The sequence below is a fragment of the Amycolatopsis sp. PSD-21 genome, assembly GCF_055561455.1.
The window spans coordinates 7,541,070-7,567,752 of record NZ_CM145712.1; the positions used below are offsets into that span (position 1 = coordinate 7,541,070).

Below are 26,683 nucleotides of genomic sequence, written 5' to 3' on the forward strand. Positions count from 1 at the left end.
TGTGACACCTTAAGCACGGAATCGGCGATTTTAGGCGCTGGTGGGAGCCAGCACACCCGGAGCGAAGCCCATGAACCGCTGAGCGAGCCTCGTGAACGGCTCGGCGGATCCGGTGGCGACGAACTCGTGCCGCGGCGGGGTGTCGCGCTCGGCGAGGAGGTCGGCCTCGGTGAGGACGCGCACGAGGTCACGCGCGGTCTCCTCGGCGCTGGACACCAGCGTGACGTCCTGGCCCATGACGATCTGCAGCACCCCGGACAGCAAGGGGTAGTGCGTGCAGCCCATGACCAGCGTGTCGACCTGGGCGTCCAGCAGTGGTTCGAGATAGCCCTGCGCGAGCCCGAGCACCTGGCGCCCGGTGGTGATCCCGCGTTCGACGAAGTCGACGAACCGCGGGCACGCGACGCTGGTGATCCGCACGTCCTGCGCGGCGTTGAAGGCGTCGTCGTAGGCGCGCGACCGCACGGTGCCCTCGGTGCCGATGACACCGATACGCCCGGAGCGCGTCGCGGACACGGCCCGGCGCGCGGCCGGGAGGACGACCTCGATCACGGGGACGTCGTAGCGCTCCCTCGCGTCGCGAAGGCAGGCGGCCGAGGCGGTGTTGCAGGCGATGACCAGCGCCTTCACCCCGCCTTCGACGATGTCGTCCAGCGCTTCCAGCGCGTACTGGCGCGCGGTGGCGATGGGAAGCGGACCGTACGGATTGCGGGCGGTGTCGCCGACGTAGCGCAACTGCTCACCGGGCAGCTGTTCCAGGATCGCCCTGGCGACGGTGAGCCCGCCCACTCCGGAATCGAAGACGCCGATGGGGGCGTCGGCGCTCGGCTTGGTCACACGGCGAGGCTACCGGGACCGGTCGCTTTCCTGGCTTGGGACCTGTCCACGCGCGCCATCAACCAGGCGGCGAACACCCCGGACAGCGCGCCGAACAGGTGACCCTGCCAGGAGACGCCCGGGTCGCCCGGAAGCAGCCCCCAGAGCATCCCGCTCCAGATGCCCAGCAGCACCACGGCCACCAGGATCTGCCCGACAGCGCGGTTGAAGATGCCCCGGACCAGCAGGAACGCGAGCCAGCCGAAGGCGACGCCGGACGCGCCGACGGTCACCGTGCCGCCCGGCGCGATCAGCCAGACACCGACGCCGGAGAGCACCCAGATGATCGCGGTGACCAGCACCCACCGGCCGATCCCCGCGGACATCGCGAGGAAGGCGAACACCAGCACCGGGACGGTGTTGGAGAACAGATGCCCCCAGCCCGCGTGCAGCAGCGGCGCCCAGAGCACGCCGTCGAGGTCGGAGAGCTCGCGGGCGACGATGCCACCGCTCTGATCGAGGTCGGCGGGCAGGACGACGTCGACCAGCTCGACCAGGTAGAGCAGCGCGGTGAAGGCCAGCGCGACGATCGCGGCGGCCCTCGGGTTCGGCGGCAGGACGCGTTTGGCCGGATCGCTACCGGGCTCGCTCGCCGGGACCGGCTGGGAAGGCAAAGTGGTCACCTCCACAGGCTACGGCGGCGAACGGCGAGATCGCCTCCGTGAGAACCCTGAATTGTCGGTGGGTGCCGCTACGGTCGATCGCATGGGGTTCCCTTCTTCCGAGCACTCCGAAAACATCGACGTGCTCGCCTATCTCGCGCGTCTCGGCCTCGAGCACGAGCCGCCGAGCCTCGACGCGCTCTTCCGGCTGCACAAGGCCCATGTGGAGCGGGTGCCGTACGAGGATTTCGAAGTACAGCTGGGCCGGGTGACCTCGCTGGACCCGGCGGTGTCGTTCGGCCGGATCGCCGCCGGCCGCGGCGGCTACTGCTATCACCTCAACGGCGCGTTCTCGGCGCTGCTGAGGGCACTCGGCTACCAGGTCACCCGGCATCCGAGCGGGGCACAGATGCCGGACGCGCAGGCCGGGATCCACCTCAACCACCTGGCCCTGACGGTGACCGGGCTGCCGGACGAGCCCGGCGCCGGCTGGCTGGTCGACGTCGGGCTCGGGGACGGCATCCACGAGCCGCTCCCGTTGCGTGAGGGCGAGTACAAACAGGGCCCGCTGGTGTTCCGCATCCGGCCTTCGGAGGTCACCCCCGGCGGCTGGCGGCTCGACCACGATCCGCAGGGCAGTTTCGTCGGGATGGATTTCGCGCCGGAGGCGGCCGTGATGGCCGATTTCGCCGAAAAGCACGTCGAGCTGTCCACGTCCGAGGATTCCGGCTTCGTCCGCACGCTGGTGGTGCAGCGGCGCGACGCGGAGGGAGTGGATTCGCTGCGCGCGCTGACCTTGAGCGGCCTGCCGGGCGGCAAGACCGTGCTGGAATCACCGGCCGAGTGGTGGACGGCGCTCGAGGACGTCTTCGGCGTGGCTCGCAATGGTTTCACCGGTGAAGAACAGGACAGGCTGTGGCGGCAGGCCGTCGCCCAGCACGAACGTCACACCGTGGGAGGGAGTGAGGCCTTGCCCAGCGCGTAGTCCACGGCCGCTTCGGCGTGCAGCCTGGTGGTGGGAAAGGTGGGCACTCGGCTGTCTTCGGGGCCGACGAGCAGTTCGATCTCCGTACACCCGTAGATGACGCCCTCGGCGCCCGCCTCGACGAGCCTCGCGATGACCTCGCGATACCGCTCACGGGAGTCCTCGGTGACGACGCCGTGGACGAGCTCGTCGTAGATGACCCGGTGCACCGTCTCGCGGTCCTCTTCCCCGGGCACGAGCACGTCGAGGCCGTGCGCGGCGAGGCGTTCGCGGTAGAACGGCTGGGCCATGGTGAACCCGGTGCCCAGGAGCCCGACCCTGGTGATTTCGCGGGCCTTGATCGCGGCCGCCGTGGTGTCGGCGAGGTGCAGGAGCGGCACGCCCAGGCCATCGGTGAGCTGGTCGGCGACCTTGTGCATCGTGTTGGTGCAGAGGACGACGAAGTCCGCTCCGGCGGCTTCGAGAGCGAGGGCGGCGCGGTTCAGTTCCCGCCCGGCGTCGTCCCAGCGCCCTTCGGCCTGCATCGCTTCGATCTCGGCGAAGTCCACGGAGTACAGCACGGCGCGCGCGGAGTGATACCCGCCGCACAGCTCGCGGACGCGTTCGTTGACCAGGCGGTAGTACTCGGCCGACGATTCCCAGCTCATCCCGCCCAGCAGGCCGATGGTCTTCATGCCGCCATCGTGCCAGCGTCGCGCGGACGCCGGGGCTCGTGAGTGGTAAGGACGGTTAGAACCGTCCTTACCACTCACGAGGGATCAGGCCCAGAGCTGCCCGTCGAGCCTTTCGGCCGCTTCGTCGAGCGAGCCGGAGTACGCGCCCGTCGAGAGGTACTTCCACCCCGCGTCAGCGACCACGAAGGCCACATCGGCGGGCTTCCCCGAAGCGGCGGCCTTCTCGGCGACGGCGAGCGCCGCGTGCAGCACGGCCCCCGTCGAGATCCCCGCGAAGATGCCTTCGTGCTCCAGCAGCTCGCGTGTCCGGCGAAGCGCGTCGTACGCGCCGACGGAGTACCGGCCGTTGAGCACGCTCGCGTCGTAGAGCTCCGGGACGAAGCCCTCGTCGAGGTTCCGCAGGCCGTACACCAGCTCGCCGTAGCGTGGTTCGGCCGCGATGATCTGCACGTCCGGCTTCGCCTCGTGCAGGTAGCGCCCGACACCGACCAGGGTGCCGGTGGTGCCGAGGCCGCCGACGAAATGCGTCAGGGTCGGCAGGTCCTTGAGCAGTTCGGGCCCGGTGCCGCGGTAGTGCGCGTCGGCGTTCGCCGGGTTGCCGTACTGGTAGAGCATCACCCAGTCCGGGTTGGCCTCGGCCAGTTCCTTCGCCCGGCGCACGGCCTCGTTGGAGCCGCCGGCGGCCGGGGAGAAGACGATCCGCGCGCCGTACGCCTGCAGTAGCTGCTTGCGCTCGGTCGAGGTGTTCTCCGGCATCACGCACACGAGGCCGTAGCCCTTGAGCTTCGCGGCCATGGCGAGCGCGATCCCGGTGTTGCCCGACGTCGGCTCCAGGATCGTGGAGCCGCGCCGGAGCGTGCCTTCGCGCTCGGCGGCCTCGATCATCGCCAGCGCGGGGCGATCCTTGATCGAACCGGTCGGGTTGCGGTCCTCCAGCTTCGCCCACAACCGCACGTCGTGGGTGGGCGAAAGCCGGGGAAGGCCGACCAGCGGGGTGCCGCCGAGCGCGGCGAGCAGCGACTCGAAGCGAGCCATCGATCAGCCACCGGCCACGGCGGGCAGGATGGTCAGGGTGTCGCCGTCCTTGACCTCGGCCTCGAGACCGCCGGAGAAACGGACGTCCTCGTCGTTGACGTAGACGTTGACGAAGCGGTGCAGCTTCTCTTCCTTGACCAGGCGGGCCTTGAGGCCGCCGTGGCGGGACTCGATGTCGTCGATCACCTCGAGCACGGTCTTGCCGGTCGCCTCGACGGACTTCTCGCCGCCGGTGTGCGTACGCAGGATGGTCGGGATGGACACGGTCACGGCCATGGTTTTCTACCTCCGGTGGGTTCTCTGCTACGCAGACGTTCGGGCCGGTCCGGGATATTCCCGGGCCAGGGTTCAGCCGATGATCTCGACGGGCTCCTCGGTGATCTCCCCGTCCACGATCCGGTACGACCGGAACTGGTGCGAATCGGGGTCCTTGGTGGAAACGAGCACGTAGTGCGCGTCGGGTTCCGAGGCGTACGAGACATCGGTGCGGGACGGGTAGGCGTCGGTCGCGGTGTGCGAGTGGTAGATGACCACCGGCACCTCGCCGTTGGCGTCCATCTCGCGGTAGAGCTTGAGCAGATCGCCCGAGTCGAACTCGTAGAACGTCGGCGAGCGCGCCGCGTTCAGCATGGGGATGTACCGCTCGGGGCTGTCCGACCCCTCGGGACCGGCGATCACCCCGCACGCCTCATCGGGATGGTCACGACGGGCATGGGCGACGATCTCGTCGACGAGTTCACGGCGGATCCGGAGCACGTCGCCCATCTTAGGTGCTGGAAAGGGTGGGTCCACACTCTGAGATCGCCGCCACTCCCACCCGCATCCAGCGGACTAAACGCGGGGTCAGGAGAAGGCTTCGGGCCAGACGTCCCGGTACGCGCGCATGTCCCCCGCCGAAGTGGCCGAAAGCACACCGTGCACCATCGCGCGCCCGAAGACCCTCGCGGCCGCCGAGCACAGCGTGTCCAGCACCATCGCGCGCCGCGCCGCCGCGACGGGGCCCGCGCCGCCGGGCAGTTCCCGGTCGCCGGTCGCCAGCGCGAACACCGTGTCGCCGTCGAACATCGTGTGCGCCGGCCGCACGGCCCTGGCGAGACCGTCTTGCGCGGCCACCGCGAGCCGCCGCGCCTCCGCCTTGGACAGCGCCGCGTCGACCACGACCACGCCGATGGTCGTGTTGAGGCCGGCGGCCTTCGCCTCGACGTCGCCCGGCCGGTCGGGCCAGCGGACGCCGAACTCGCCGTCGACCTCGTGATCCGCCGCGTACGCGCGGCCCGTCGAGAGATCCACGGCCTCGCCGGCGGCGTTCACGGCGGCGACGACGCCGACGGTGAACTCCCCGACCTTCTCCGAGGCCGTCCCGATCCCGCCTTTGAGTGATCCCGCCTTCGCCCCGGCGCCCGCGCCGACGGTCCCGAGCGCGACCCGGCCTCCGGCAGCCGCTTCGCAGGCCGCGTAACCGAAGGAGGCGTCCGGACGGTTCCCCCACTCGCTACGCGGCAGGTCGAACAACACCGCGGCGGGCACGATCGGCACCACCTCGTGCGGCCGAGTGCCCACGGGGATGCCCAGGTTCCGCTCGGCGAGCCAGCGCATGACGCCGTCCGCGGCGGCCAGGCCGTACGCGCTCCCGCCGGACAGGCAGATCGCGTTGACGTGCTGGACCAGGTTCTCCGGCTCCAGCAGGTTGGTCTCGCGCGTTCCGGGCGCGCCACCGCGCTGGTCGACGGCCCCGACCGCGCCACCGGGGACCAGCACGACCGTCGTCCCGGTCGCCCAGCCGTCCCCGACCCGCTCGTGGTGCCCGACCAGCACCCCCGGGACGTCGGTGATCATGACGTCAGCGACTGGATGAGGGTCTCCTGCACCCAGGTCAGCCAGTGGTAGACGCCGAGATGCGGCGCGCGGGGATCGTCCTCGGGCAGTTCGTCGGGCATGTCCTCGGTGACGTCGAGCGCGGTGCCCAGCGCCAGCCGGACGTCGTTGAGCGCGCCCAGCCACGCGTCGGCCTGCTCGAAGGTCAGCCGCACGTTCCCGCCGTCACGCGGCAGGGTGTCCAGCACGATCTTGGCGACGCCGACCTTCTTGTCCAGCAGCTCGGGCTCGTGGATCGACCGCATCGCGGCGGCCGAGTCGATGTCCTCGCGGGTCGGGTTGTCCGGGTCCAGCTTGTGGAAGTCCGGCAGCAGCCGGGAAAGCACCGGGTCGTCCGGCGATTCGGTCGGGCCCATCCGGATCCCGGTCAGCTCCGCCAGCTCGTCCTGGGGCGCCTCCTCGGCGCGCGCGGTGAGCATGTCCTCCAGCTGGCTGACCAGGCCGCGCAGCACCGCGGCCTCCTGCTGCTCGAAACCCGCGACGATGGTGTCGCCCTTGCGGCGCCATCCGTTCATGAAGGCTGCTCCATGGTGGCCCAGAGGCCGGCCGCGTGGAGCTTCGCGACGTCAGTCTCCACCTTCTCCTTGGAACCGGACGACACGATCGCCTTGCCCTTCTGGTGCACGTCGAGCATCAGCTTCGTCGCGTGGTCCCGGCTGTAACCGAACAGCTTCTGGAACACGTACGTCACATAGGACATGAGGTTCACCGGATCGTTCCAGACGACCGTCCGCCAGGGTTTGTCCTCAGAGACGACCTCTACTCCCTGTGGATCAACCTGCGTCTGCTCGGATGCGACAGGCGTGGACATGCACTCCATGGTGTCACGGGCCGGTTCCGGTATGGGCTGGCAGGTCCGGCCATGTGGGTGAATAGGCTGGTGCCATGGGTTTCCCCGAGGCGGCCACTGGCGCCAGCACCGCGCTGCTCACCGACCACTACGAGCTGACCATGCTGGCCAGCGCGCTGTCCGACGGGACGGCGGACCGGCCGTGCGTCTTCGAGGTCTTCGCACGTCGTCTGCCCGACGGCCGCCGATACGGCGTCGTCGCGGGCACCGGGCGGGTTCTCGACGCGATCGCCGACTTCCGGTTCACCGACGCCGAGCTGAGCCAGCTGGAAGCGACGGCCGTCGTCGACGACGCCACCCTTTCGTGGCTCGCGGACTACTCCTTCTCGGGGAACATCGACGGTTACCCCGAGGGCGAGCTCTACTTCCCCGGCTCCCCGATCCTGACCGTCACCGGCTCCTTCGGCGAGGCCGTCGTGCTGGAGACGCTGATCCTCTCGATCCTCAACCACGACAGCGCGATCGCGTCCGCCGCCGCGCGGATGTCGGGCGCCGCGCACGGCAGGCCGATCATCGAGATGGGCGGCCGCCGCACGCACGAGTACGCCGCCGTCGCCGCCGCGCGGGCCGCGTACCTCGCCGGGTTCGCCACGACCTCCAACCTCGAAGCCGGCCGCCGCTACGGCATCCCGACGCGGGGCACCGTCGCGCACGCGTTCATGCTGCTGCACGACAGCGAGGAGGCCGCGTTCCGCGCGCAGGTGGACCAGATGGGCGCCGACACCACCCTCCTGGTGGACACCTACGACATCACCAAGGGCATCGAAACGGCCGTCCGGGTCGCCGGGACCGAGCTCGGGGCGATCCGCATCGACTCCGGCGACGTGGGCCCCCTGGCGCGCAAGGCCCGCGAGCAGCTGGACGCCCTCGGCGCCAAGGACACCCGCATCGTGGTGTCGGGCGACCTCGACGAGCACGCGATCGCGGCGCTGCGGGCGGAACCGGTCGACGCGTACGGCGTCGGGACCTCGGTCGTCACCGGTTCCGGCGCGCCGACCGCGGGCATGGTCTACAAGCTCGTCGAGGTCGACGGCAGGCCGGTCGCCAAGCGCAGCGCGCACAAGGAATCCCGCGGCGGCCGGAAATCCGCGCTCCGGCGGCACCGGGAGACCGGTACCGCCGTCGAAGAGGTGATCTGGACGGCCGCCTCGCCGGTCCCGGAACGGGGACCGAACGACCACGAATTGCAGATTCCGCTGGTCCGGGACGGCCGGACGGTGGATGATTTGCCCACGCTGGACGACGCGCGCCAGCGGCTTCGGCGGGCACTGGTGAGCCTTCCGTGGGAAGGCCTCAAGCTCTCGCACGGGGAGCCAGCCATCCCGACCGTATTCGTCTAAAGAGAACTCAGGAGCAACACATGGGGACCGCCTTGATCGTGGTCGATGTGCAGAACGACTTCTGCGAAGGCGGGTCGCTCGGCCTGCCCGGTGGCGCCGCCGCCGCCGAAGCGATCTCCAAGCAGGCCGCGGAAGGCGGCTACGCGCACGTCGTCGCCACCCGCGACTACCACATCGACCCGGGCGATCACTTCAGCGAGACGCCGGACTTCAAGGACAGCTGGCCGCGTCACTGCGTCGCGGGCACTTCCGGCGCGTCGTTCCACCCCGCGCTCGACGTGGTCCCGATCCGCGAGGTGTTCTCCAAGGGCGAGTACACCGCCGCGTACTCCGGCTTCGAGGGCAACGCGCGTGACGGCAAGACGCTCGACGCGTGGCTGAAGGAGCACGACGTCACCGAGGTCGACGTCGTCGGCATCGCGACCGACTTCTGCGTCCGCGCCACGGCGCTCGACGCGGCGAAGGCCGGTTTCAAGGTCCGGGTGCTGCTGGACCTCACGGTCGGCGGCTCGCAGCCGACCGTCGACGCCGCGCTCAAGGACTTCGACGAGGCGGGCGTGACCTACACCGGGAAGGCGCCGGTCCCGGCCGCATGATCCAGCACGACCTCCAGGACACCCTGATCGAAAACCGGCTCGTCGCGATCCTGCGGGCCGCGGACGCGAGCCGGTTCGCCGACGCCGCCACGGTGCTGCACGCGGCGGGCGTGCGGGTGCTCGAAGCGGCGTTGACCACGCCGGGCGCCACGGACGCCATCGCGACCATCCGCAAGAAGCTCGGCGACGACGCGCATATCGGCGCCGGGAGCGTGCGCGAGGTGTCCGATGTGGACATCTCGGCGGACGCGGGCGCGACCTTCCTGGTCACGCCGACGGTGAATCCGCTGGTCATGGAGCGCGCGCACGAACGCGGGCTGCCGGTGATCTGCGGCGCGCTGACGCCGACCGAGATCGACCAGGCGTGGCGTCTCGGCGCGGCGGCGGTGAAGGTCTTCCCGATCGCGGCCGTCGGCGGGATCGCCTACCTGCGGGCGATCCGGGCGCCGATGCCGGACATCCCGCTCGTCCCGACGGGCGGCGTGCACCTGGCCGACGTCGCGAATTACCTCGAGTCGGGCTCGATCGCCGTCGCGGCCGCCACGCCGCTCGTCGGTGACGCGCTCACCTCGAAAGGGTCGCTGACCGACCTGGCGTCCCGGGCGAGTGAGTTCGTCGCCGCGGCCGCGAAGTACGTCTCGCGCACCTGACGCGTTTAGTCCTCTCAATGCGTCTGGTCAGGGCTTCTTCTTGCCGTACGGGTCGCAGCTCGCGGTCCCGAGGTAGATGTCGCCCTTCGCCGGACCGCCGCCCTGCGGGAACAGCTTGATGTGCAGCATGTGCGTCACGAGGCTCCCGTCGGGCGGCGTCGGCGTGACGGTCTCGTTGACCGTGAGCGACGCCAGCGGCGTCCCTGCCTTGCCGCCCGGGATGGTCAGCCGGTAGTTCTGCGGGATGTTCTCCGGCAGCGTGAACCCGGTGACGTCGCCGAACTCGATGTAGCCGAGGCTGCCGTCCTCGGTGGTGCTGCACTTCGCCATGAACGAGCGGACCTTGATCACCGGGCCGCCGAAGCGTTTGAGCAACGTCGTCTCGAACCGCCGCCCGGCCGCCTCCCCGACGGCCACCGCGCCGTTCCGGCCGCAGCGCGACTCACCTCCGCTGAACCGGGCGAAGTCACCGACGGACCCGCCCTGGGTCTTCGCGCTCAAGGGACCATCGACGTCGCACGGCGCCAGCTCGCCCGTGACCACGTGTTCGTCGCCGATCTCCACGTCGACCGAACCGACCGACGCGGCCGCCGTCGCGGGCGCGGGACCGGCCGACGCGACCGCCGGACCTCCCGCCACCAGCGCCCCGGTCAGCATCGTCACCGACAACAGCATCGAAACGGGTTTCCTCATGTCCGGCAGCCTCCACCAACCGCCTGTCCCGTGCAGGGTCATGCCACCCGGACGAGTGGACGCTCGATGACCGTGAGGTGGCCGACATTCGGTCCGCGGCCCGTCGTCTGGCGTTAACCTCGGTTCACATTCGTGTACTCATAGGAGGTCTGAGTGTCTTCGCTGTCTGTGGCCGGTCGCCGTCCGGTCCTCGCCGACCTCGTTCCCGGCGCACTGGCCCGTGACGCGGTCCTGGTCGCCGGTGGGGCCGCCCTGACCGGTGCGGCCGCGCAGATCCTGATCCCGGTGCCCGGCTCCCCGGTGCCGATGACCGGCCAGACGTTCGCCGCCCTGCTGGTCGGCGCCGCGCTCGGCTGGAAGCGCGGCGCGCTGTCGATGGCGCTGTACCTCGCCGTCGGCGCCGCCGGGTTCGGCTGGTTCCAGAACGGTTCTTCCGGCCTGTTCGGCGCCAGCGCCGGCTACATCGTCGGCTTCGTGCTCGCGGGCGCGCTGGTCGGCGCGCTCGCCGGCCGCGGCGGTGACCGCACGCCGTTGCGCACGGCGGGGACGATGGTGCTGGGCAACCTCGCCATCTATTCGGTCGGCGTGCCGTGGCTGATGGCGTCGACCGGCTTCGGCCTGTCGACCGCCCTGGAGAAGGGTGTCGTGCCGTTCCTCATCGGCGACGCGCTGAAGATCGCCGTCGCGGCGGCGCTGCTTCCGGGCACCTGGGCGCTGGTTTCCCGCTTCCGCAAGGAGTCGTGACCGGCCCTTTCACCACCCCACAAGCCGCGATGAAAGGTCCCTTGCTCGCAAATTTCGCGAGCAAGGGCCCTTTCATCGCACGGGGCGGACGATCTTGACGGTGCCCCCGGCTATCGTCTTGTCCCGTGCCCTCCCGTGCTGATTTCCCCGGTGTCCTCGAACTCCTGACCCACGCGGTCGAGTCCGTGGGCGGTGCCGAGCGCGAGGGCCAGGTCAAGATGGCGGACGCCGTCGGCCGGGCCATCCGCACCGGCGAGCACCTGGCCGTCCAGGCAGGCACGGGCACCGGGAAGTCGTTGGCCTATCTCGTACCCGCGATCCGCCACGCGGTCGAGAAGGAGGCCACGGTCGTGGTCTCCACGGCCACCATCGCGCTGCAGCGCCAGCTCGTGGACAGAGACCTCCCCCGGCTGGCGAAGGCGCTGAAGAAGCCCCTCGGCCGCGAGCCCACCTTCGCGATCCTCAAGGGCCGTCGTAACTACCTCTGCCTCCACCGGCTCGATTCCGGCGCCCCGGACGAGCCGGAGGATCAGCAGCTGTTCGACCCGTTCGCCGTCTCCAGGCTGGGCAAGGAGGTCACCCGGCTGCGGGAATGGTCGTCCGACACCGAAACCGGCGACCGCGACGAGCTCGTCCCCGGCGTTTCGGACCAGGCGTGGCGCCAGGTGTCGGTCACGGCCAAGGAATGCCTTGGCGCGTCACGCTGCCCCATCGGCACGGACTGTTTCGCCGAGCGGTCCCGCGCCGAGGCGGGCAAGGCCGACGTCGTGGTCACCAACCACGCGCTGCTGGCGATCGACGCGCTGCAGGGCTACCAGGTGCTCCCCGAGCACGACCTGGTGATCATCGACGAGGCGCACGACCTGGTGGACCGCGTGACCTCCGTGGCGACCGGCGAGCTGACCAGCGGCATGGTCTCCGCCGCCGCGCGGCGCTGCGGGAAGCTGGTCGACGACGAGGTGGCCGACCAGCTGCTGGAAGCGAGCGACGGGCTGGCCCTGATCCTCGACGACCTGCCGTCGGGCCGGATGGATTCGCTGCCGCAGGCCCTCACCGGCGCGATCCCCGCGGTCCGTGACGCCGCGCATCGCTGCCTCACCGCACTCGGCAAGGACCGCAAGGAGGACGTCGACGAGGCCACCGCCCGCAAACTGGCGCGGTCGCTGCTCGAAGAGGTCCACGACACCGCGGTCCGGCTCCTGGAGGCCTTCGACGACGACAAGGCGCATCAGCGCGACGTCGTCTGGCTGACCGGGGACCGCTTCTCCACGAACCCGCGCCCGCCCGCGCTGAAGGTCGCTCCGCTGGGTGTCGCCGGTCTGCTGCGCGAGCGGGTCTTCAACCAGCACACGACCGTCCTCACCTCGGCGACGCTGACCCTGGGCGGCACGTTCGACACGATGGCCCGCCAGTGGGGTCTCCCGCCCGGCGGGATGCGCGTCGAGAAGGCACCCGGCGCGGCGACGGACAAGGCCGCCCCCGCCGACAGTGACGACGCGGACGGCCCGAAGTGGACCGGCCTCGACGTCGGCTCGCCGTTCGACCACAAACGCAACGGCATCCTGTACCTGGCCAAACATCTGCCGCCGCCGGGCCGGGACGGGTTGCAGCCCTCGACCATGGACGAGCTCGCCGAGCTGATCGAGGCCGCGGGCGGGCGCACGCTCGGCCTGTTCTCCTCGATGCGCGCGGCGAAGCAGGCCACCGAGGAGATGCGGGAGCGGCTCGACCTGCCGATCCTCTGCCAGGGTGACGACGCCACCGGCCTGCTGGTGCAGAAGTTCTCCGAGGACGCGCGCACCTGCCTGTTCGGCACGCTTTCGCTGTGGCAGGGCGTCGACGTGCCCGGTCCGTCGCTCCAGCTCGTGGTGGTCGACAGGATCCCGTTCCCCCGCCCGGACGACCCGGTCTCCTCGGCCCGGCAACGAGCCGTGGAAGCCAGGGGCGGCAACGGTTTCCTGACCGTCGCGGCCACGCACGCGGCGCTGCTGCTCGCGCAGGGCACCGGACGGCTGCACCGCTCGGTCAGCGATCGCGGCGTCGTGGCGATCCTGGACTCGCGGCTGGCCACCGCCCGCTACGGCGGATTCCTGCGCGCCTCGCTGCCGCCGTTCTGGCCGACCATGGACCCGAAGGTCGCCCGCGACGCGCTACGCCGACTCGACGCCGCCGCCCCGGCCTGAGTGGCCTGGAACACGGCCGAGTACCGTTAACGGAACGCCGAAGACAGGGAGAACCGGTTGTCCCACGAGTCGCCCAACGCACAATCCCGGACCGTCAGCGTCGATGACACCGGAGTGCGGCGCCAGCTCGCGGACGGCAGCGAAGAAGCCGTCACGTGGTCCGAGCTGTCCGCGGTGGTGGTCAGAGTGATCCCTGAAGGCCCGTGGAAGGAAGACGTCTTCTTCATGCTCGCCGGCGCCGACGGGAAGGGCACCGCGATCCCCAGCGGCGACCCGGCCGCCGACGCGCTGATCGAGCGGTTGCAGACGCTGCCCGGCTTCGACAACGAGAAGTTCATCGAGGCCATGACCACCGACGCCGACGAGGCGTACGTGGTCTGGAGCGCCGAAGGCCACCCCGCCAAACACTGAGCCCAGGTGCGCTGAAGGGGCCTACTCGGCCGGGAAGCTCTCCGTGACCGGGATGCCCTTCTTCAACGTCCGGCTCACCGTGCACAACCGTTCGATCGCGCGATCGACCGCCGCGGCGAGCGCCTCTCGATCCGCGGCGGGCAGCGAGGACACGTCGACGTCGAAAGCCACGTGGACGGCGTCGAGCTCCGAAGCGCCTTCGCGCCGGTCCGCGGTCACGCCGACCCGGAACTTCGAGTCCTCCCCGATCCGGCGCGTGATGAGGTTCTCGGCGGTGACGGCCGAACAGCCCGCCGCCGCGATCTGCAGCAGTTCCGCGGGGGAGAAGGCGCCCTCGGCGCCCTTGCGGCCGATCACGACCTCGGCACCGCGTTCGTTGCGGCCGATGAAGCGGTGTTCACCGTCGCGCTGGACTTCCAAAGACACGGTTCTCCCTTTCAGAGTGGCGGCAGCCTGGGGGCGATCTCGCCGGCGAGCCGTTCCGCGGCCGGGCACATCTCGGGCGGCTGCTTGACCTTGTCCGCCACGTAGATCTCCACCGTCTCGATCATGGCACGACCGTCGCCGGTGAAGGTCCGGTGCGGGATCTCGGCCTGGCAAGCCTTCCACTCCGGCGCGACCTCCACGAAGGCTTCCCGCGATCCGAGAGCGACCCGTCTGCCGCCGTCCCCGAACGGTGCCCGCTCCCGTTCGAACCGGATCGTCACCTCGGTCTCGCGATGGTTCCAGTAGCACTCCCAGTTGCCGAAGACCGGATCCGGAGCGGACGGGCCGCCGACGATCGCCTCCGGCAGGTCCGCACCCAGCGCACAGGCGTCCAGAGTGCCGAGCGAACCGGCGGGGAAGGGCGCGGGACGCCGCTCGACCGGCTGCCGGTTGAGCACGCTCACCGCGTGCGTGGCCACCGGATCGACGTAATCGCACAGATGCGCGTGCCAGTTCCGGATGTGCCGGGCGTGCACCCACACCTGGTTGCCGTCCGGCAGCGGGATGCCGCGCGCGCATTTGTCCTCGGAGTCGCTCGGGATCTCGCGCACGATCAGCTTCCCCGGCACCGGCTTCTCCAGCAGCGGCGACGTCGGCGTCGTCAGTTCGAGGCGGACGTCGACGATGTCGTCCTCGTCGGGGCTCAGGCGCAGCCGGACACCACAGGAGTTGAAGTTGCCACCGGCACTGTCCAGTTCGGGGGATCCGAGGTGGTTCAGCACGGACGGCTCAACCAGCGCGCAAGGATCCGCCGACCGCCGGTCACCGATCAGCTCGGACGGTGGACCCGCCGCGATCGACGCCGGTTCCCTCGTGGCGTAGACCAAGCCCGCGGTCAGCACCAGTACCGCCGCGACGACCGCCATCGCGATGGCGCGCCTGGTCACCCGGATACGTCGTACCCGCGCGGGAACGACGACGTCCGCGACCTCGGAAAGCAGCTCGGCGGCGCGGACGGCGTCCGGCCGCCCGGCGGGTTTGCGCCGCAGCAGCTCCATCAGCGCGGGCGCCAGCGGTCCGGCCCGGCGGATCGGCTCCAGCGTGTACGACGTCGCCCGCCGGAGCTGGACGAACGGCCCGACGCTCGCGTCTCCCCACACCGACGTGCCCTCGACGGCGGCGAACAGTGTCGCGCCGAGCGAGAACACGTCCGCCGCGGCACCCGCCTGGCGCCCCTCGGCCATCTCCGGGGCGACGTAGCCGGGAGTCCCGACGTCGAGGCCGCCGCCGGTCCGGGTCACCTCCGCCCACTGCGCGATGCCGAGGTCGGTGAGTTTGGCCGTACCGTCGTCGGCCACCAGGACGTTGCCCGGTTTGAGGTCACGGTGGACCATGCCCTTCTCGTGCATCGCCGCGAGCGCCGCGGCGAGCTGGACCCCGATCTTGGCCACCTTGCCGGGCGGCAGCGGCCCGTCGGAGTCGATGACGTCGGCGAGGCTGCGCGAAGGCAGGTACTCCATGACGAGCCAGCGGTCGTCGCCGTCGTTCACGGCGTCGAAGACGGTGACCACGTTCGGGTGATGCAGGCCCGCGCCGATCCGCGCCTCGCGCCGGATCTGGCCGCTGTCCCCGGCCTGCGAGCGTTTGAGGGCGACGACCCGGCCCAGGTCCAGATCGGTGGCACGCCAGACCACACCCATGCCCCCGGCGCCGATCCGCTCCTCCAAGCGATAGCGCCCGGCGATCAGCCGGTCACCCATGCGGGGAGTATAGGAGGCTAAGCCCTTTGGGCTATGACCGTGACTGTTCCGGGATCGACTTCGGTGAAACCGGCGTCCCGGACCGCGACGACACCGTCACGGCGCCACGAGCCTTCGGGATCCTCGACCGGGCAAAGCGCCTTCCAGATCGCGACCGGCGGCGTCCGCACCGAGCACCGGAACCCGGTCCCGGCCCAGGCCGCCCGTTCGGCCTCGTCCAGCAGTGCGGCGAGGATCATCGTCGCGTGCCCGACCTGGGCCGCCCCCTTGCCGACGGTCATCGAGACCTCGGGGTTCAGCAGCAGCCGCGGGACACCGTCCGGCGTGGGACCCGGCTCGTCGGCCGGGAGTTCGCTCCCGGAGATCTGCAAGCGCGAGACCTCCTTCGGCGTCTCGACGACGCGGCAGGGAAGCAAGGCCCGCGCCTCGGCGCCGTCGACCTCGATCGTGATCCCCGGCAGTTCCTGGACCGCGCGCCAGTGCGCGCCGCGCGCCCGCCGGGCGACCTTGCGGATCCGGCCGTCGACCCACGCCTTGAGCGGCTCGTGCCATTCGCCTTCGGGCAAGGCGCGTTCGTCGAGGCAGACCGCGACCGCGGCGGCCGCCGCGGCCTCCAGCAACGCGGTGCGGGACGGCGGTTCGGCCCGTTCCATCCGCAGGATCACCGGCATCGCCCGGACCTCGGCGGGATCCTCGTCCGAGGTGTCTTCCGTGTCTTCGGCGGGCAGTCCCAGCCAGTACGCGTAGCGCGCGGCCAGCGGTTCCAGGACGCTCATGGCCGGGAAAGTTCGAGACCGTCGGCCGCGTCGGCCGCCTCGATCTCGCCCCTGGTGACCCCGAGCAGGAACAGCACGGCGTCGAGGTACGGGTGGGAGAGCGCGGTGTCGGCGACCTCGCGCAGCGCGGGCTTCGCGTTGAAGGCGACACCCATCCCTGCGACCGACAGCATGTCGATGTCGTTCGCGCCGTCACCGACGGCGACGCACTGCTCCAGCGAGATCTCGTACTCCTCGGCGAACCGGCGCAGCGCCACCGCCTTGCCCGCGCGGTCGACGATGTCCCCGACCACCCGGCCGGTGAGCTTGCCGTCGACCACTTCGAGTTCGTTCGCGGCGGCGAAGTCGAGACCGAGATCGTCCACGAGGGACTGGATGATCTTGGTGAAACCACCCGAAACGACGCCGCAACGGAAGCCCATGCGCTTCAGCGTGCGGATGGTCGTGCGCGCGCCCGGGGTGAGCTCGATGGACGCGGCGACCTCGTCCAGCACCGTCTCCGGGAGCCCCTCCAGCAGCGCGACCCGGCGCTCCAGCGACTCGCCGAAGTTCAGCTCGCCGCGCATCGCGGCCTCGGTGATCTCGCGGACCTGCGGTTCGACGCCGGCGTGCGCGCCGAGCATCTCGATGACCTCGCCCTGGATGAGCGTGGAGTCGACGTCGAAGACGACCAGGCGCTTGGCACGGCGGGCCAGCCCGGCCCGCTCGACCGAGATGTCGATCCCGGCCTCGACGGCGGCGTCCGCCAGCGCGGTGCGCAGCGCGGCGTCGGCCTCCGGGGTGTCCTGGGCGAGCGAGGCGTACAGCTCCAGCCCGGTCACCGGGTAGTCGGCGACACTGCGGATCGAGTCGATGTTGACGTCAAGCGCGGCGAGGCGGCGCGCGACGTCGGAGAACGCCCGCGCCGTCACCGGGCGGCCGAGCATCAGCAGGACATGCGTCGAGTCCTTCTGGCCGATGGCGAACGGGTCGGCGCCGATGGCCGAGCCGATCTTCACCTCGACCTCCATCCCGACCGACGCCATCGCCTGCTCTACGTATTCCTGCAGGCCCTCGGGGTCGCGGTACACGCCGGCGAGCACGCCGAGCACCAGCTGGCCGCGGATGACGACCTGCTCGACGTCGAGGACGTCGACGTCGTGGCGCGACAGCACGGCGAACAGCACCGAGGACACACCCGGCTTGTCGGGACCGGTGGTGGTGATGAGAACTGGTGTCTGCGTCACGGGGGTCAGTCTCCCTCAGCCGGCCACGAAAAAGGCGCGTGCCTTGCCCCTGTGTGAGGCAAGGCACGCGCCGATTCCGCTTATCGGGTCACTTCTCGCTGGAGTTGTCCTTGGAGTGGTCACCCGGCATGGCCGCCTCGGTGAGCACCTGGGACGGCGCGCGGTGGGTGTTGACCTTCTGCTTCCCGAAGAAGCCGATCTCACCCTCCTTGTGGATGCGCTCGACCATATGCGGGTAGTGCAGCTCGAACGCCGGACGCTCGGACCGGATCCGCGGCAGCTCGGTGAAGTTGTGCCGCGGCGGCGGGCAGGACGTCGCCCATTCGAGCGAGTTGCCGTAGCCCCACGGGTCGTCCACCGTGACGATCTCGCCGTACCGGTAGCTCTTGAAGACGTTCCAGATGAACGGCAGCGTCGAGGCACCGAGGATGTACGCGCCGATCGTGGAGATCGTGTTCAGCGTGGTGAACCCGTCGGACTGCAGGTAGTCCGCGTACCGGCGCGGCATGCCTTCGGCGCCGAGCCAGTGCTGCACCAGGAACGTGGCGTGGAAGCCGATGAACGTGGTCCAGAAGTGCCACTTGCCGAGCTTCTCGTCCATCATGCGGCCGGTGATCTTCGGGAACCAGAAGTAGATCCCGGCGAACGTGGCGAACACGATCGTGCCGTAGAGCACGTAGTGGAAGTGCGCGACGACGAAGTAGCTGTCGGACACGTGGAAGTCGATCGCCGGCGCGGCCAGCATGATGCCGGTCAGACCGCCGAAGAGGAACGTGACGATGAAGCCCATCGAGAAGATCATCGGCGTCTCGAAGGACAGCTGGCCCTTCCACATCGTGCCGATCCAGTTGAAGAACTTCACGCCGGTCGGGACCGCGATCAGGAAGGTCATGAAGGAGAAGAACGGCAGCAGCACGGCGCCGGTCGCGTACATGTGGTGCGCCCACACGGCCACCGACAGCGCGGCGATCGCCAGCGTCGCCCAGACCAGGCCCTTGTAACCGAAGATCGGCTTGCGGCTGAAGACCGGGAAGATCTCCGACACGATCCCGAAGAACGGCAGGGCGACGATGTAGACCTCTGGATGGCCGAAGAACCAGAACAGGTGCTGCCAGAGGATCACGCCGCCGTTCGCGGGGTCGAACACGTGCGCCCCGAGATGCCGGTCCGCCAGCAGGCCCATCAGGGCCGCGGTCAGGATCGGGAACGCCAGCAGGATCAGGATGCTGGTGACCAGGATGTTCCAGGTGAAGATCGGCATCCGGTACATCGTCATACCGGGGGCGCGCAGGCAGACCACCGTGGTGATCATGTTGACGCCACCGAGGATGGTGCCGAGACCGGAGACGACCAGACCGGAGATCCACAGGTCGGCGCCGACGCCCGGCGAGTGGATGGCGTCCGACAGCGGGGTGTAGGCGAACCAGCCGAAGTCGGCGGCGCCACCCGGGGTCAGGAAGCCGGACATCACGATCAGGCCGCCGAAGAGGTACAGCCAGTACGAGAACGCGTTCAGCCGCGGGAAGGCGACGTCGGGCGAACCGATCTGCAGCGGCAGGATGAAGTTCGCGAAACCGAAGAGGATCGGCGTCGCGTACAGCAGCAGCATGATCGTGCCGTGCATGGTGAACAGCTGGTTGTACTGCTCCTGCGAAAGGAACTGCTGCCCGGGACGCGCCAGCTCGGAGCGGATCAGCATCGCCATCGCGCCGCCCACCATGAAGAAGGCGAACGACGTGACCAGGTACATGATGCCGATTTGCTTGTGGTCCGTCGTGCGGAACAACCGCAGCAGGTACGAACCCTTAACCGACTCGCGCGCGGGATACGGGCGCGTGGCGATCGGCTTGGGGGCTACGGCCGTCACTCCTGCCTCCAACACTCAAACCTTGTGGTGGTCAATTTGCGGTCGCCGGGCGGATTCGGGACCCACTCCGGCGGCTAGTGGGGATCGTAGCCCTCACTACCGACAGTCGCGCGCACCGGCTGGCAAGATCGCGCCGTGACCGACGAACACACCCGTGCGGGAGTGGCCGCGGCGGTCGCCGTCGGTGCCCGGTACGGGCTGCCGACCGGCTCCCCCGATGTCCTGCATTTCAAGTCGAACGTGCTGGTGAGACTGGGTCCGGTGGTGGCGCGGGTGCCCGGCACGACGCGCTTCGCGCGGCCCTCGCCCGAAGACTGGCTCAGGCGCGACGTCGAGCTGTCGCGGTACCTCACGGAACGTGGTGTGCTCGTCGTCTCACCGACCACGGATCCCCCGGCAGGACCGCATTTCGCCGACGGTCTCCCGGTCACTCTCTGGCACTACACGCCGCACGAGCCGGGGCACACGCTGTCGCCGCGCGAGGTGGCTCTTTCGCTCGCCCGGGTGCACGACGCGCTCGCGGACTACCCCGGTGAACTGCCCGAACTCGTTCCGGTCCGCGAACTCCGGACGCTGCTCGACCGGAACGGGGCTCTCCTTGGCGACGCGGCACCCCGGTTGTACGAGGAACTCGAGCGGGTGGCGGCCGCTCTGCCGGACACCGAGCCGCGGCCGCTGCACGGTGACGCCCATCGGGGGAACGTCGTCGCGACGGCGGCCGGACCGTGCTGGCTGGACTTCGAGGACACCTGGCGCGGGCCGCTCGGGTGGGACCTCGGCGTGCTGTTCGCGGAGGCCGGGCACGAGACTTTGGCCGCGTACCCGGCCGATGTGACGCCCGCGTCGCTGGAGCCGTTCATCGCGTTGCGGCGGTTGTTCGAGATCCCCTGGCGATTCGTGATCGCGCGGCGTTTCCCGGAGCGGCTCCCTGAGGCCGAAGCCGCCCTCACGCGCTACTTCTCCCGCATTTAGTCCTCTGAATGCGGTCCTTGCACGCGCAACTACCGCATCGAGAGGACTAAACGCTGGAGATCAGGAGCTCGGCCGCCACGTCGACGCCGTCCGTCCGCACCTCACCCCCGACCTGACGCGCCCGCTCGGCGACACCGGGACGCAGCACCTCGTCCAGAGCGAGCGTCAGCGCTTCGGCGGAGGGCTCACCGGTGATCGACGTCCCCACCCCGAGTTCCCCGACCCGCTGCGCGAAGTACGGCTGATCGAACATCTGCGGGACGAGCACCTGCGGCACCCCGGCCCGCGTCGCCGCCGTCGTCGTGCCGGCGCCGCCGTGGTGCACCACCGCGGCGACCCGCGGGAAGAGCGCCTGCTGGTTGACGTCCCCGATGGCGAGGCAATCGGGTTCGTCGTCGATCAGCGCCAGCTCCGTCCAGCCGCGGAACACGATCGCCCGCCGCCCGTGCGCCCGCGCCGACTCGATCATCGCCTTCGCGATCTCCTCCGGGGCGCGGATGCTCCCGAATCCGAAGTAGACCGGGGGTTCCCCGTCGTCGAGGAAGGCCTCCAGCTCCGGGGACAGCGGACTGTGGTCCGGCAGGAGCCAGGCGCCGGTCTGGTGCACGTCGAGCGCCGATGGCCCCCGCCACGGCGCCAGCACCGGATCTGCGGCCAGCCACGGGGATTCGGTGAAGATATGCCCGCGGACGTCGTCGACCGGTGAGAGACCGAGCTTTTCCCGCCGCGCGTTCAGCACGCCGCCCCATTGCGCGTTCCACCGTTCCGCGTCGTCCGCCCACAGGGCCGGGATGGCGGCATCGGGATTCTTCGGTGCCCAGCCCGGGAAAACGGGCGGACGATGGTGCAGTGAAGGCAGCGTTATCGGGCAATAGGCGGTGAAGAAATAAGGGATCCCTTTTCGCTCGGCCACCGAATGCGCGGCGATGTTCAAGGCCATTCCCGCGACGACGGCGTCGCAGCCTTCGGCCACCTCCGGCATCGTCTCGAATTGCCCGACGACCATGGCCTCGGCCATCGCCCGCCGCCCCTCAGGTGTGGCCATCGCCTTGGTCATGGCGGAATCCGGCTTCGCGGTCGGCCGGAGTTCCGGACCCAGCGGCGCGAAAGGAATCCCGAGGCCTTCGGCCCAGCCGCGGAAATCGGGCGGCGCGCAAAGCCGGACATCCTGGCCGAGTTCCCGCAATCGCACCGCCAAGGCCACCAGTGGCTGCACCTCACCCCTCGTCCCGATAGTGGACAGGAGTACACGCATGGGAATCCCCCTTCGGCAAAAAAGTGAAGGCACGAATTGTGGACCGGGAATGGGGGCTTGCCGCAAGCCCCGGGGTCCGCTATACCTTGGAAGGGGCAGGGGAAACGTTTTTACGCGGGATACCAGCCCAAGATCGCTTCGACGACTCCGGCCGGATCCTCCAGCGGTGTCAGGTGCCCGGCCTCCGGCAACACGACCAAGGTCGCGTCCGGCAGCGTTTCCACCAGGGTGTTCGCCTCCGCCAGCGGAGTCAGGCCGTCCTCTTCGCCGACCACGACCAGTGCCGGCACGTCCGCCGAACGCAGCGTTTCGAGTGAATCGGGCCGCGCCGCCATCGCACGTGCCGCCCACGCCACGCCGGACGGCGGCTGCGTCGTGATCAGTTCACGAAGCCGTTCGGCCACTTCCGGACTGGCCTTTTCGGCGAGCAATCCGGGCGTGACGGCTTCGGGCATCCAGGCGGTGCCTTCCGCTTCCACCCTGGCCGCGACGTCGTGCCGGGCCTGCGCGGCCTCGGGGGTGTCGGCCGTCGCCTTCGTGTCGATGAACACGAGGCCGCCCACCCGCTCCGGTGCCAGGCGCAGCACCGCCATCGTCAGGTAGCCGCCCATCGAGCAGCCACCGAGGACGACCTTGTCGAGGCCGAGCCGGTCGAGCAGCGCCACGACGTCGCGGGCGGCGTCGTCCAGATCCGGCTCCCAGTCGGTTTCCGGCAGCGGGCTGCGGCCGAGGCCGCGCTGGTCGGGCGTGATCAGCCGCAGGCGTTCCGAGAGCGGCGCGCGGACCGCGTCCCACATGCGGGCGTCGACGGGGAAGGCGTGCAGCAGTACCAGCGGGAGATCCTTCATGCCGATGATTCTGTCGCACCCTGGGGCTATCGTCAGATCCGTGCTGACAGAGATCAAGACGGAGAGGCTGCTGCTGCGGAGGCTGCGCGAGGCGGACCGCGAGAACATCGTCGCGCTGCAGGCCGATCCGGAGACGAACAAGTTCAACGGCGTGCCGCATACCGTCGAGGGCGCGCGGGAGCTGTACGACGCCTGGATGAAGCATTGGGCCGAGCACGGATTCGGCTATCTCGCGGTGTCCGCTTTGGACGATCCCGAGGTGATCGTCGGGTTCGGCGGCGTCCGGTATCACGAATGGAACGGCGAGCGCGTGCTGAACCTCGCGTACCGCTTCTGGCCGTTCGCCTGGGGCAAGGGCTACGCGACGGAGATGGCGGCCGCCGTCGTCGAATGGGCCGAACGGGAGATCCCCGACGTCCCGGTGATCGCCAACATCATGGTGGCCAACGAACCGTCGATCCGGGTCGCCGAGCGGCTCGGTTTCAAGATCCACACGGAGGAGGAGTTCGAGGGAGCGCCCTCACTGCACATGCGGCGCTGAGTCACCAGCGTCCGGGACGGCGCCTGGACCGCGCGCCCCAGCACGCCTTGTGCCAATGGCGGCGGTCGGCGACCCCGCCGGTGTCGTCGGCGGGCCAGGCGACCACATGCGGGGTCCCCTGCCGGATCTCGTGATCGCAACCGGGGCAGCGGTAGTCCTTGGTGGCCTGCGCGCCGGGCACGGTGCGCACCAGCCAGTCGCCGTCGGCGGCGGATTCGGAACGCGCCCAGCCGGTCGACGCGCCGAGGTCGGGGCGTCCACCGCGTTCGGGCCGGTTACGTCGTGGCACGCCCGAAACGGTATACGGCCGGATGCCGTGTGATCCCGCTCGCTCGGTGTTCGTCCCGCCTTTCGAACTCGCGAGTTACGCCTCCGATCACGCGAGTTACGCCTCCCGTCACGCGAGTTACGCCTGCGATCACGCGAGTTCCGCCTGAGATCACGCGTGATCCGGCGGCCATCACGTGTGATCGGGTGGCCATCACGTGACCGGAGGGGCGGCACGTGGTGGAACCGGGCCGCGGATATGTGTCAGCCACCCAATCACGCGTGTCGGCCATCCGATCACGTGTCGGCCGCCGGATCACGCGTGACGGAACACCGAACTCGCGCGACGGAAGACGGAACTCGCGTGATCGCAGGCGCAACTCACGTGATTGGAGGCGTAACTCGCGTGATGGAAGGCGTAACTCGCGGCTAGCCGCCGAAGTAGGCGCCGGGCGTCACACCGACCGCCCGGCGGAAGGCGGCGACGAACGCGCTCGGTGATGAGTAACCGATCCGGCGGGAGACCGCGGTCAGCGGCATGCCCTCGGCCAGCAGCGGCAAGGACGCGCGCAGCCGGGCCTGCACCCGCCACGCGCCGAACGTCGTGCGGCATTCCGTCAGGAACAGGCGCGCGAGGGTGCGTTCGCTCGCGCCCGCCTCGCGGGCGAAGTCCGCGAGAACGCGGCGGTCCGCCGGATCGGCGATCACCGCTCGCGCGACGGCGAGCGCGCGTCCGTCCGACGGCATCGGCACGGTGATCGGCACGACGTCCACCGGTTCGAGCAGGTCGAAGGCGACAGCCTCGGCCCGGCGGCGCGCGTCGTCGCCGAGGTCGGCGGCGCCGAGGTGCTCCAGCAGTTCGCGCAGCAGGGGGCGGACGGCGACGAGCGTCGGTTCGGGCCAGTTCACGGGACACCGGTCACGGGCGGCGTAGATCCCCCGCAACACGGTCTGCGCGGTGGCGCCGGTCCGGTGGACGACACCGGCCGGGATCCAGAGCGCCCGCGTCGGCGGCAGCACCCAGTACCGCTCGCCGACGTTCACGCTCAAGATCCCCCGGGCCGCCCAGGCGAGCTGGTGGCCGTCGTGCTCGTGCCACGGGAGCCAGGTGCCCGCGGGCAGATCCATCTCGCCGAGCACCATCGCCGTCGACATCGGCGGCAGGAGTCCGATATTCGACATCAGTTGGCAGCCTATCGCCTACCGGTCACCGTTAGCTTCGGATTCATGCCGATGAACCTGGTGCACCGCAAACTCTGCAGTTCCGCGCTGTGGGCGAAGGCCGTCGCCCACGAGATGCCGGGCAACGTCGCCGGCTTCGACCTCGGCGACTCCGTGCTGGAGATCGGCCCTGGCTTCGGCGCGACCACGCGCGCCCTCGAAAGCCTCGTGCCCCGGCTCACCGCCGTCGAGATCGACGAAGCGTCGGCGGACCTCCTGAAACGGGAGTTCGACGGCCGGGTGCGGATCGTCCAGGGCGACGGAGCGGCGTTGCCCTTCGAGGACGGCGAGTTCTCGGCGGTCGTCTGTTTCACGATGCTGCACCATGTACCGACGACGGCGTTGCAGGACGCGATCTTCGCCGAGGCGTTCCGCGTGCTCCGCCCCGGCGGCGTCCTCCGCGCGATCGACAGCCTGGAGAGCCTGCCGTTCCGGCTGCTCCACATCGGAGACACGATGAACGCGCTCGACCCGGTTTCCCTCTGGCCCCGGCTCACCGACACCGGATTCGGCGACATCAAGGTCGACCACGTCCCGAAACGCAGCGTGAAATTCTCGGCCAGGAAGCCCGCCTGACGCACTAGCCGCGCGCGAGGACCAACGGGACCAGTTGTTCGGCCGGGGTCAGCGAGCCGTGCTGGCCGACCAGGGAGGACTCGACGGCCTCCGCCAGCTCCCGCACGAGCCCGAACCGTCCCTTCGACGCCACGACGACGTCGCCGATGCGTGGGCGCACTCGGTCGGAAACCGGGCCGAACCAGCCGGCCTCGATGGCCTCGTCGCGCGGGAGGATCCACGCCCGCTCACCGACGACTTCGCGCCACGCGGCCAGGACGTCGGCCTCCGCGCCCGGTTCGCTGTAGACGTGCCGCGCCCGCACCTCGCCCCCGATCGCCCGGACACCGCCGAGCAGCGCGGGGGTTTCGTCGATGTCGAGCGCGCCCTCGACCGTCACCATGCCGTGGTCGGCCACGACCGCGAGGAGCGCGCCGGGCGTCAGCCCGTCCACAATGGACTCGACCAGCCTGTCGACCTGACGCAGCTGCATCCGCCACGGCGCCGAACCGGGCCCGTAGATGTGGCCCAGCATGTCGAGTTCGCTGTGATAGCCCCAGCAGAACGCGGGCCGAGTGTCGAGACAGTGCAGGACACAGGCGGCCAGATCGCCGAGCGCATGGACCCCCACGTAACGCGCACCGGACTGCGTCGCGCGGGTGAGCGCGGTGTCGGCGAACTTCGCCGAGGACACCACGCTCGTCGTGATCCCGGCGGCCGCCGCGCGTTCGAACGTCGTCGGCAGCGGCTGCACCTCCCGCGGCGGCAGCGCGCCGCGAAGATCGCCGCCGTCCACATGGCTGCTCCAGCGCAGCGCGTTCAGGACGCCGGTGCCCGGCACCTCGAAGCTGTAGCCGACCAGGCCGTGCTCCCCCGACGCCAGCCCGGTGCCGATCGCGCCGAGTCCGGCCGCCGTCGTCGCCGGGAAACCGACCCGCAGCGGCGACTTCGCCAGCTGGGTGAGCACGGGAGCGTCGGCGGCGTGCTCGGCCAGCAGTTCCCAGCCGAGGCCGTCGATGAGCAGGACGCAGGCACTGGACGCCTCCGCCAGGCTCAACGAGTTCGCGAACCCGTCGGCGCCGAGGGCGGAGAGCACGGACGGGACGACTTGGCCGAGGTGCGGCACATGCGCCGCGACAGGCAGTTCCACCCGGCCAGCTTGCCATCCCGGAGGCCGGAAGGAGATGGGATAATGCCGGTATGCCGACTTACGCCTACCGCTGCCGCGAATGCGCCGGAACCTTCGAACTGCTGCGGCCGATGAGCGAGTCCGGTGCGCCCGCCCCGTGCCCGGAGGGCCACCAGGACACCGTCAAACTGCTGACGACCGTCGCGCTGACCGGGTCGGCTTCCGGCCCCGCCCCCGTTCCCGCAGGTGGAGGCGGCTGCTGCGGAGGCGGCTGCTGCGGTTGACCCACCCGTTCGGGTGGCGCAACGTGTGATCGCCCGAATGGC

General features: G+C 70.1%; 31 protein-coding genes. 11 read left to right on the plus strand and 20 right to left on the minus strand.

From position 1 onward, the window contains the following. Positions 1-30 precede the first annotated feature (30 nt). Positions 31-837, minus strand: a complete 807-nt coding sequence (murI, locus tag ACZ1DY_RS35345) for a glutamate racemase (protein WP_257484628.1) — start codon at positions 835-837, stop codon at positions 31-33. Continuing rightward, positions 834-1,490: a rhomboid family intramembrane serine protease gene (locus ACZ1DY_RS35350; protein ID WP_257489903.1), complete on the minus strand. Its 657-nt coding sequence runs from the start codon at positions 1,488-1,490 to the stop codon at positions 834-836. Before ACZ1DY_RS35350 ends, murI begins: the two co-directional genes overlap by 4 nt. Positions 1,491-1,581: 91 nt before the next feature. On the opposite strand from ACZ1DY_RS35350, the gene ACZ1DY_RS35355 reads away from it, so the two are divergent. Then, positions 1,582-2,463 (plus strand): arylamine N-acetyltransferase family protein, encoded by an 882-nt coding sequence (locus ACZ1DY_RS35355; protein ID WP_465482290.1) that lies wholly within the window; start codon positions 1,582-1,584, stop codon positions 2,461-2,463. On the opposite strand, the gene ACZ1DY_RS35360 is transcribed toward ACZ1DY_RS35355, so the two are convergent. From ACZ1DY_RS35360 to clpS, 7 genes are all read right to left on the minus strand, one after another. Further along, positions 2,424-3,137 carry an aspartate/glutamate racemase family protein gene (locus tag ACZ1DY_RS35360; protein ID WP_257484626.1) on the minus strand — a complete coding sequence of 238 codons (714 nt, stop codon included), beginning with the start codon at positions 3,135-3,137 and terminating at the stop codon, positions 2,424-2,426. The two genes, ACZ1DY_RS35355 and ACZ1DY_RS35360, sit on opposite strands and share 40 nt — an antisense overlap. A gap of 84 nt (positions 3,138-3,221) precedes the next feature. After that, on the minus strand, positions 3,222-4,172 hold the full coding sequence (locus tag ACZ1DY_RS35365; RefSeq protein ID WP_465482291.1) for a PLP-dependent cysteine synthase family protein: 951 nt from the start codon (positions 4,170-4,172) through the stop codon (positions 3,222-3,224). Positions 4,173-4,175: 3 nt separating this feature from the next. Then, entirely contained in the window at positions 4,176-4,448 is a 273-nt protein-coding gene (locus ACZ1DY_RS35370) for a MoaD/ThiS family protein (protein WP_005165659.1), read from the minus strand. 72 nt (positions 4,449-4,520) lie between these two features. Next, positions 4,521-4,937: a M67 family metallopeptidase gene (locus tag ACZ1DY_RS35375; RefSeq protein ID WP_257484625.1), complete on the minus strand. Its 417-nt coding sequence runs from the start codon at positions 4,935-4,937 to the stop codon at positions 4,521-4,523. A gap of 78 nt (positions 4,938-5,015) precedes the next feature. Then, on the minus strand, positions 5,016-6,008 hold the full coding sequence (locus ACZ1DY_RS35380; RefSeq protein ID WP_465482292.1) for a P1 family peptidase: 993 nt from the start codon (positions 6,006-6,008) through the stop codon (positions 5,016-5,018). Continuing rightward, on the minus strand, positions 6,005-6,562 hold the full coding sequence (locus ACZ1DY_RS35385) for a DUF2017 domain-containing protein (RefSeq protein ID WP_034308812.1): 558 nt from the start codon (positions 6,560-6,562) through the stop codon (positions 6,005-6,007). Before ACZ1DY_RS35385 ends, ACZ1DY_RS35380 begins: the two co-directional genes overlap by 4 nt. After that, entirely contained in the window at positions 6,559-6,858 is a 300-nt protein-coding gene (gene clpS / locus ACZ1DY_RS35390; protein WP_005165655.1) for an ATP-dependent Clp protease adapter ClpS, read from the minus strand. Before clpS ends, ACZ1DY_RS35385 begins: the two co-directional genes overlap by 4 nt. A gap of 74 nt (positions 6,859-6,932) precedes the next feature. On the opposite strand from clpS, the gene ACZ1DY_RS35395 reads away from it, so the two are divergent. Genes ACZ1DY_RS35395 through ACZ1DY_RS35405 form a run of 3 tightly spaced genes read left to right on the plus strand, consistent with a single transcriptional unit; the run spans position 6,933 to position 9,483 of the window. Further along, positions 6,933-8,237, plus strand: a complete 1,305-nt coding sequence (locus ACZ1DY_RS35395; RefSeq protein WP_126732702.1) for a nicotinate phosphoribosyltransferase — start codon at positions 6,933-6,935, stop codon at positions 8,235-8,237. 20 nt (positions 8,238-8,257) lie between these two features. Continuing rightward, positions 8,258-8,833: a nicotinamidase gene (locus ACZ1DY_RS35400; RefSeq protein ID WP_125673754.1), complete on the plus strand. Its 576-nt coding sequence runs from the start codon at positions 8,258-8,260 to the stop codon at positions 8,831-8,833. Then, positions 8,830-9,483 carry a bifunctional 4-hydroxy-2-oxoglutarate aldolase/2-dehydro-3-deoxy-phosphogluconate aldolase gene (locus ACZ1DY_RS35405; RefSeq protein WP_465482293.1) on the plus strand — a complete coding sequence of 218 codons (654 nt, stop codon included), beginning with the start codon at positions 8,830-8,832 and terminating at the stop codon, positions 9,481-9,483. The genes ACZ1DY_RS35400 and ACZ1DY_RS35405 overlap by 4 nt, the downstream gene beginning before the upstream one ends. Before the next feature lie 27 nt (positions 9,484-9,510). On the opposite strand, the gene ACZ1DY_RS35410 is transcribed toward ACZ1DY_RS35405, so the two are convergent. Next, positions 9,511-10,176, minus strand: a complete 666-nt coding sequence (locus tag ACZ1DY_RS35410) for a choice-of-anchor P family protein (protein ID WP_257484623.1) — start codon at positions 10,174-10,176, stop codon at positions 9,511-9,513. 153 nt (positions 10,177-10,329) lie between these two features. Between ACZ1DY_RS35410 and ACZ1DY_RS35415 the strand changes: the two genes are divergently transcribed. The 3 genes from ACZ1DY_RS35415 to ACZ1DY_RS35425 all read left to right on the plus strand — a co-directional run bounded on the left by ACZ1DY_RS35415 (position 10,330) and on the right by ACZ1DY_RS35425 (position 13,514). After that, positions 10,330-10,920 carry a biotin transporter BioY gene (locus tag ACZ1DY_RS35415; protein ID WP_126732699.1) on the plus strand — a complete coding sequence of 197 codons (591 nt, stop codon included), beginning with the start codon at positions 10,330-10,332 and terminating at the stop codon, positions 10,918-10,920. Positions 10,921-11,045: 125 nt separating this feature from the next. After that, positions 11,046-13,103, plus strand: a complete 2,058-nt coding sequence (locus ACZ1DY_RS35420) for an ATP-dependent DNA helicase (protein ID WP_257484622.1) — start codon at positions 11,046-11,048, stop codon at positions 13,101-13,103. A 57-nt stretch (positions 13,104-13,160) separates the two neighbouring features. Then, a complete protein-coding gene (locus tag ACZ1DY_RS35425) occupies positions 13,161-13,514 on the plus strand; it encodes a hypothetical protein (RefSeq protein ID WP_126732697.1) in 354 nt (117 codons plus the stop codon). A 21-nt stretch (positions 13,515-13,535) separates the two neighbouring features. On the opposite strand, the gene ACZ1DY_RS35430 is transcribed toward ACZ1DY_RS35425, so the two are convergent. From ACZ1DY_RS35430 to ctaD, 5 genes are all read right to left on the minus strand, one after another. Continuing rightward, positions 13,536-13,940, minus strand: coding sequence for an OsmC family protein (locus tag ACZ1DY_RS35430; RefSeq protein WP_257484621.1), 405 nt, complete (start codon positions 13,938-13,940; stop codon positions 13,536-13,538). 11 nt (positions 13,941-13,951) lie between these two features. Further along, positions 13,952-15,700: a serine/threonine-protein kinase gene (locus tag ACZ1DY_RS35435; protein WP_465482294.1), complete on the minus strand. Its 1,749-nt coding sequence runs from the start codon at positions 15,698-15,700 to the stop codon at positions 13,952-13,954. A 17-nt stretch (positions 15,701-15,717) separates the two neighbouring features. Next, a complete protein-coding gene (locus ACZ1DY_RS35440) occupies positions 15,718-16,476 on the minus strand; it encodes a peptidyl-tRNA hydrolase (RefSeq protein WP_465482295.1) in 759 nt (252 codons plus the stop codon). Beyond that, entirely contained in the window at positions 16,473-17,702 is a 1,230-nt protein-coding gene (gene serB, locus ACZ1DY_RS35445; RefSeq protein ID WP_192743188.1) for a phosphoserine phosphatase SerB, read from the minus strand. The genes ACZ1DY_RS35440 and serB overlap by 4 nt, the downstream gene beginning before the upstream one ends. A gap of 88 nt (positions 17,703-17,790) precedes the next feature. Continuing rightward, positions 17,791-19,569: an aa3-type cytochrome oxidase subunit I gene (gene ctaD, locus ACZ1DY_RS35450; protein ID WP_034308844.1), complete on the minus strand. Its 1,779-nt coding sequence runs from the start codon at positions 19,567-19,569 to the stop codon at positions 17,791-17,793. 135 nt (positions 19,570-19,704) lie between these two features. Between ctaD and ACZ1DY_RS35455 the strand changes: the two genes are divergently transcribed. Next, a complete protein-coding gene (locus ACZ1DY_RS35455; protein WP_465482296.1) occupies positions 19,705-20,541 on the plus strand; it encodes a phosphotransferase in 837 nt (278 codons plus the stop codon). 46 nt (positions 20,542-20,587) lie between these two features. Here the strand turns inward: ACZ1DY_RS35455 and ACZ1DY_RS35460 are convergent, their stop codons facing one another. Together ACZ1DY_RS35460 and ACZ1DY_RS35465 are read right to left on the minus strand one after the other, a co-directional pair. After that, positions 20,588-21,796: a glycosyltransferase gene (locus ACZ1DY_RS35460; protein WP_257484617.1), complete on the minus strand. Its 1,209-nt coding sequence runs from the start codon at positions 21,794-21,796 to the stop codon at positions 20,588-20,590. A gap of 110 nt (positions 21,797-21,906) precedes the next feature. After that, a complete protein-coding gene (locus ACZ1DY_RS35465) occupies positions 21,907-22,644 on the minus strand; it encodes an alpha/beta fold hydrolase (RefSeq protein ID WP_465482297.1) in 738 nt (245 codons plus the stop codon). On the opposite strand from ACZ1DY_RS35465, the gene ACZ1DY_RS35470 reads away from it, so the two are divergent. Beyond that, entirely contained in the window at positions 22,643-23,185 is a 543-nt protein-coding gene (locus ACZ1DY_RS35470) for a GNAT family N-acetyltransferase (RefSeq protein WP_465482298.1), read from the plus strand. The genes ACZ1DY_RS35465 and ACZ1DY_RS35470 overlap by 2 nt on opposite strands. 1 nt (position 23,186) lies before the next feature. On the opposite strand, the gene ACZ1DY_RS35475 is transcribed toward ACZ1DY_RS35470, so the two are convergent. Both ACZ1DY_RS35475 and ACZ1DY_RS35480 read right to left on the minus strand, forming a co-directional pair. Then, a complete protein-coding gene (locus tag ACZ1DY_RS35475; protein WP_126732689.1) occupies positions 23,187-23,474 on the minus strand; it encodes a hypothetical protein in 288 nt (95 codons plus the stop codon). A gap of 407 nt (positions 23,475-23,881) precedes the next feature. Continuing rightward, positions 23,882-24,634 carry an AraC family transcriptional regulator gene (locus tag ACZ1DY_RS35480; protein WP_257484615.1) on the minus strand — a complete coding sequence of 251 codons (753 nt, stop codon included), beginning with the start codon at positions 24,632-24,634 and terminating at the stop codon, positions 23,882-23,884. A gap of 51 nt (positions 24,635-24,685) precedes the next feature. Here ACZ1DY_RS35480 and ACZ1DY_RS35485 point away from each other — a divergent pair, with 51 nt between their 5' ends. Continuing rightward, the gene (locus tag ACZ1DY_RS35485) at positions 24,686-25,249 is read left to right on the plus strand and encodes a class I SAM-dependent methyltransferase (protein ID WP_465485748.1); all 564 of its coding nucleotides are present in this window, start codon (positions 24,686-24,688) and stop codon (positions 25,247-25,249) included. A gap of 4 nt (positions 25,250-25,253) precedes the next feature. Here ACZ1DY_RS35485 and ACZ1DY_RS35490 read toward each other — a convergent pair whose 3' ends face one another. Further along, on the minus strand, positions 25,254-26,378 hold the full coding sequence (locus ACZ1DY_RS35490; protein WP_257484614.1) for an alkaline phosphatase family protein: 1,125 nt from the start codon (positions 26,376-26,378) through the stop codon (positions 25,254-25,256). A gap of 50 nt (positions 26,379-26,428) precedes the next feature. Here ACZ1DY_RS35490 and ACZ1DY_RS35495 point away from each other — a divergent pair, with 50 nt between their 5' ends. Next, entirely contained in the window at positions 26,429-26,641 is a 213-nt protein-coding gene (locus ACZ1DY_RS35495; RefSeq protein WP_016336811.1) for an FmdB family zinc ribbon protein, read from the plus strand. Positions 26,642-26,683 lie beyond the last annotated feature (42 nt).

Coding starts and splice junctions, on each gene's coding strand:
- ACZ1DY_RS35355 (WP_465482290.1), top strand. CDS start 1,582: ATGGGGTTCCCTTCTTCCGAGCACTCCGAAAACATCGACGTGCTCGCC.
- ACZ1DY_RS35360 (WP_257484626.1), bottom strand. CDS start 3,137: ATGAAGACCATCGGCCTGCTGGGCGGGATGAGCTGGGAATCGTCGGCC.
- ACZ1DY_RS35365 (WP_465482291.1), bottom strand. CDS start 4,172: ATGGCTCGCTTCGAGTCGCTGCTCGCCGCGCTCGGCGGCACCCCGCTG.
- ACZ1DY_RS35370 (WP_005165659.1), bottom strand. CDS start 4,448: ATGGCCGTGACCGTGTCCATCCCGACCATCCTGCGTACGCACACCGGC.
- ACZ1DY_RS35375 (WP_257484625.1), bottom strand. CDS start 4,937: ATGGGCGACGTGCTCCGGATCCGCCGTGAACTCGTCGACGAGATCGTC.
- ACZ1DY_RS35380 (WP_465482292.1), bottom strand. CDS start 6,008: ATGATCACCGACGTCCCGGGGGTGCTGGTCGGGCACCACGAGCGGGTC.
- ACZ1DY_RS35385 (WP_034308812.1), bottom strand. CDS start 6,562: ATGAACGGATGGCGCCGCAAGGGCGACACCATCGTCGCGGGTTTCGAG.
- clpS (WP_005165655.1), bottom strand. CDS start 6,858: ATGTCCACGCCTGTCGCATCCGAGCAGACGCAGGTTGATCCACAGGGA.
- ACZ1DY_RS35395 (WP_126732702.1), top strand. CDS start 6,933: ATGGGTTTCCCCGAGGCGGCCACTGGCGCCAGCACCGCGCTGCTCACC.
- ACZ1DY_RS35400 (WP_125673754.1), top strand. CDS start 8,258: ATGGGGACCGCCTTGATCGTGGTCGATGTGCAGAACGACTTCTGCGAA.
- ACZ1DY_RS35405 (WP_465482293.1), top strand. CDS start 8,830: ATGATCCAGCACGACCTCCAGGACACCCTGATCGAAAACCGGCTCGTC.
- ACZ1DY_RS35410 (WP_257484623.1), bottom strand. CDS start 10,176: ATGAGGAAACCCGTTTCGATGCTGTTGTCGGTGACGATGCTGACCGGG.
- ACZ1DY_RS35435 (WP_465482294.1), bottom strand. CDS start 15,700: ATGGGTGACCGGCTGATCGCCGGGCGCTATCGCTTGGAGGAGCGGATC.
- ACZ1DY_RS35440 (WP_465482295.1), bottom strand. CDS start 16,476: ATGAGCGTCCTGGAACCGCTGGCCGCGCGCTACGCGTACTGGCTGGGA.
- ACZ1DY_RS35460 (WP_257484617.1), bottom strand. CDS start 21,796: ATGCGTGTACTCCTGTCCACTATCGGGACGAGGGGTGAGGTGCAGCCA.
- ACZ1DY_RS35470 (WP_465482298.1), top strand. CDS start 22,643: ATGCCGATGATTCTGTCGCACCCTGGGGCTATCGTCAGATCCGTGCTG.
- ACZ1DY_RS35465 (WP_465482297.1), bottom strand. CDS start 22,644: ATGAAGGATCTCCCGCTGGTACTGCTGCACGCCTTCCCCGTCGACGCC.
- ACZ1DY_RS35480 (WP_257484615.1), bottom strand. CDS start 24,634: ATGTCGAATATCGGACTCCTGCCGCCGATGTCGACGGCGATGGTGCTC.
- ACZ1DY_RS35485 (WP_465485748.1), top strand. CDS start 24,686: ATGAACCTGGTGCACCGCAAACTCTGCAGTTCCGCGCTGTGGGCGAAG.
- ACZ1DY_RS35495 (WP_016336811.1), top strand. CDS start 26,429: ATGCCGACTTACGCCTACCGCTGCCGCGAATGCGCCGGAACCTTCGAA.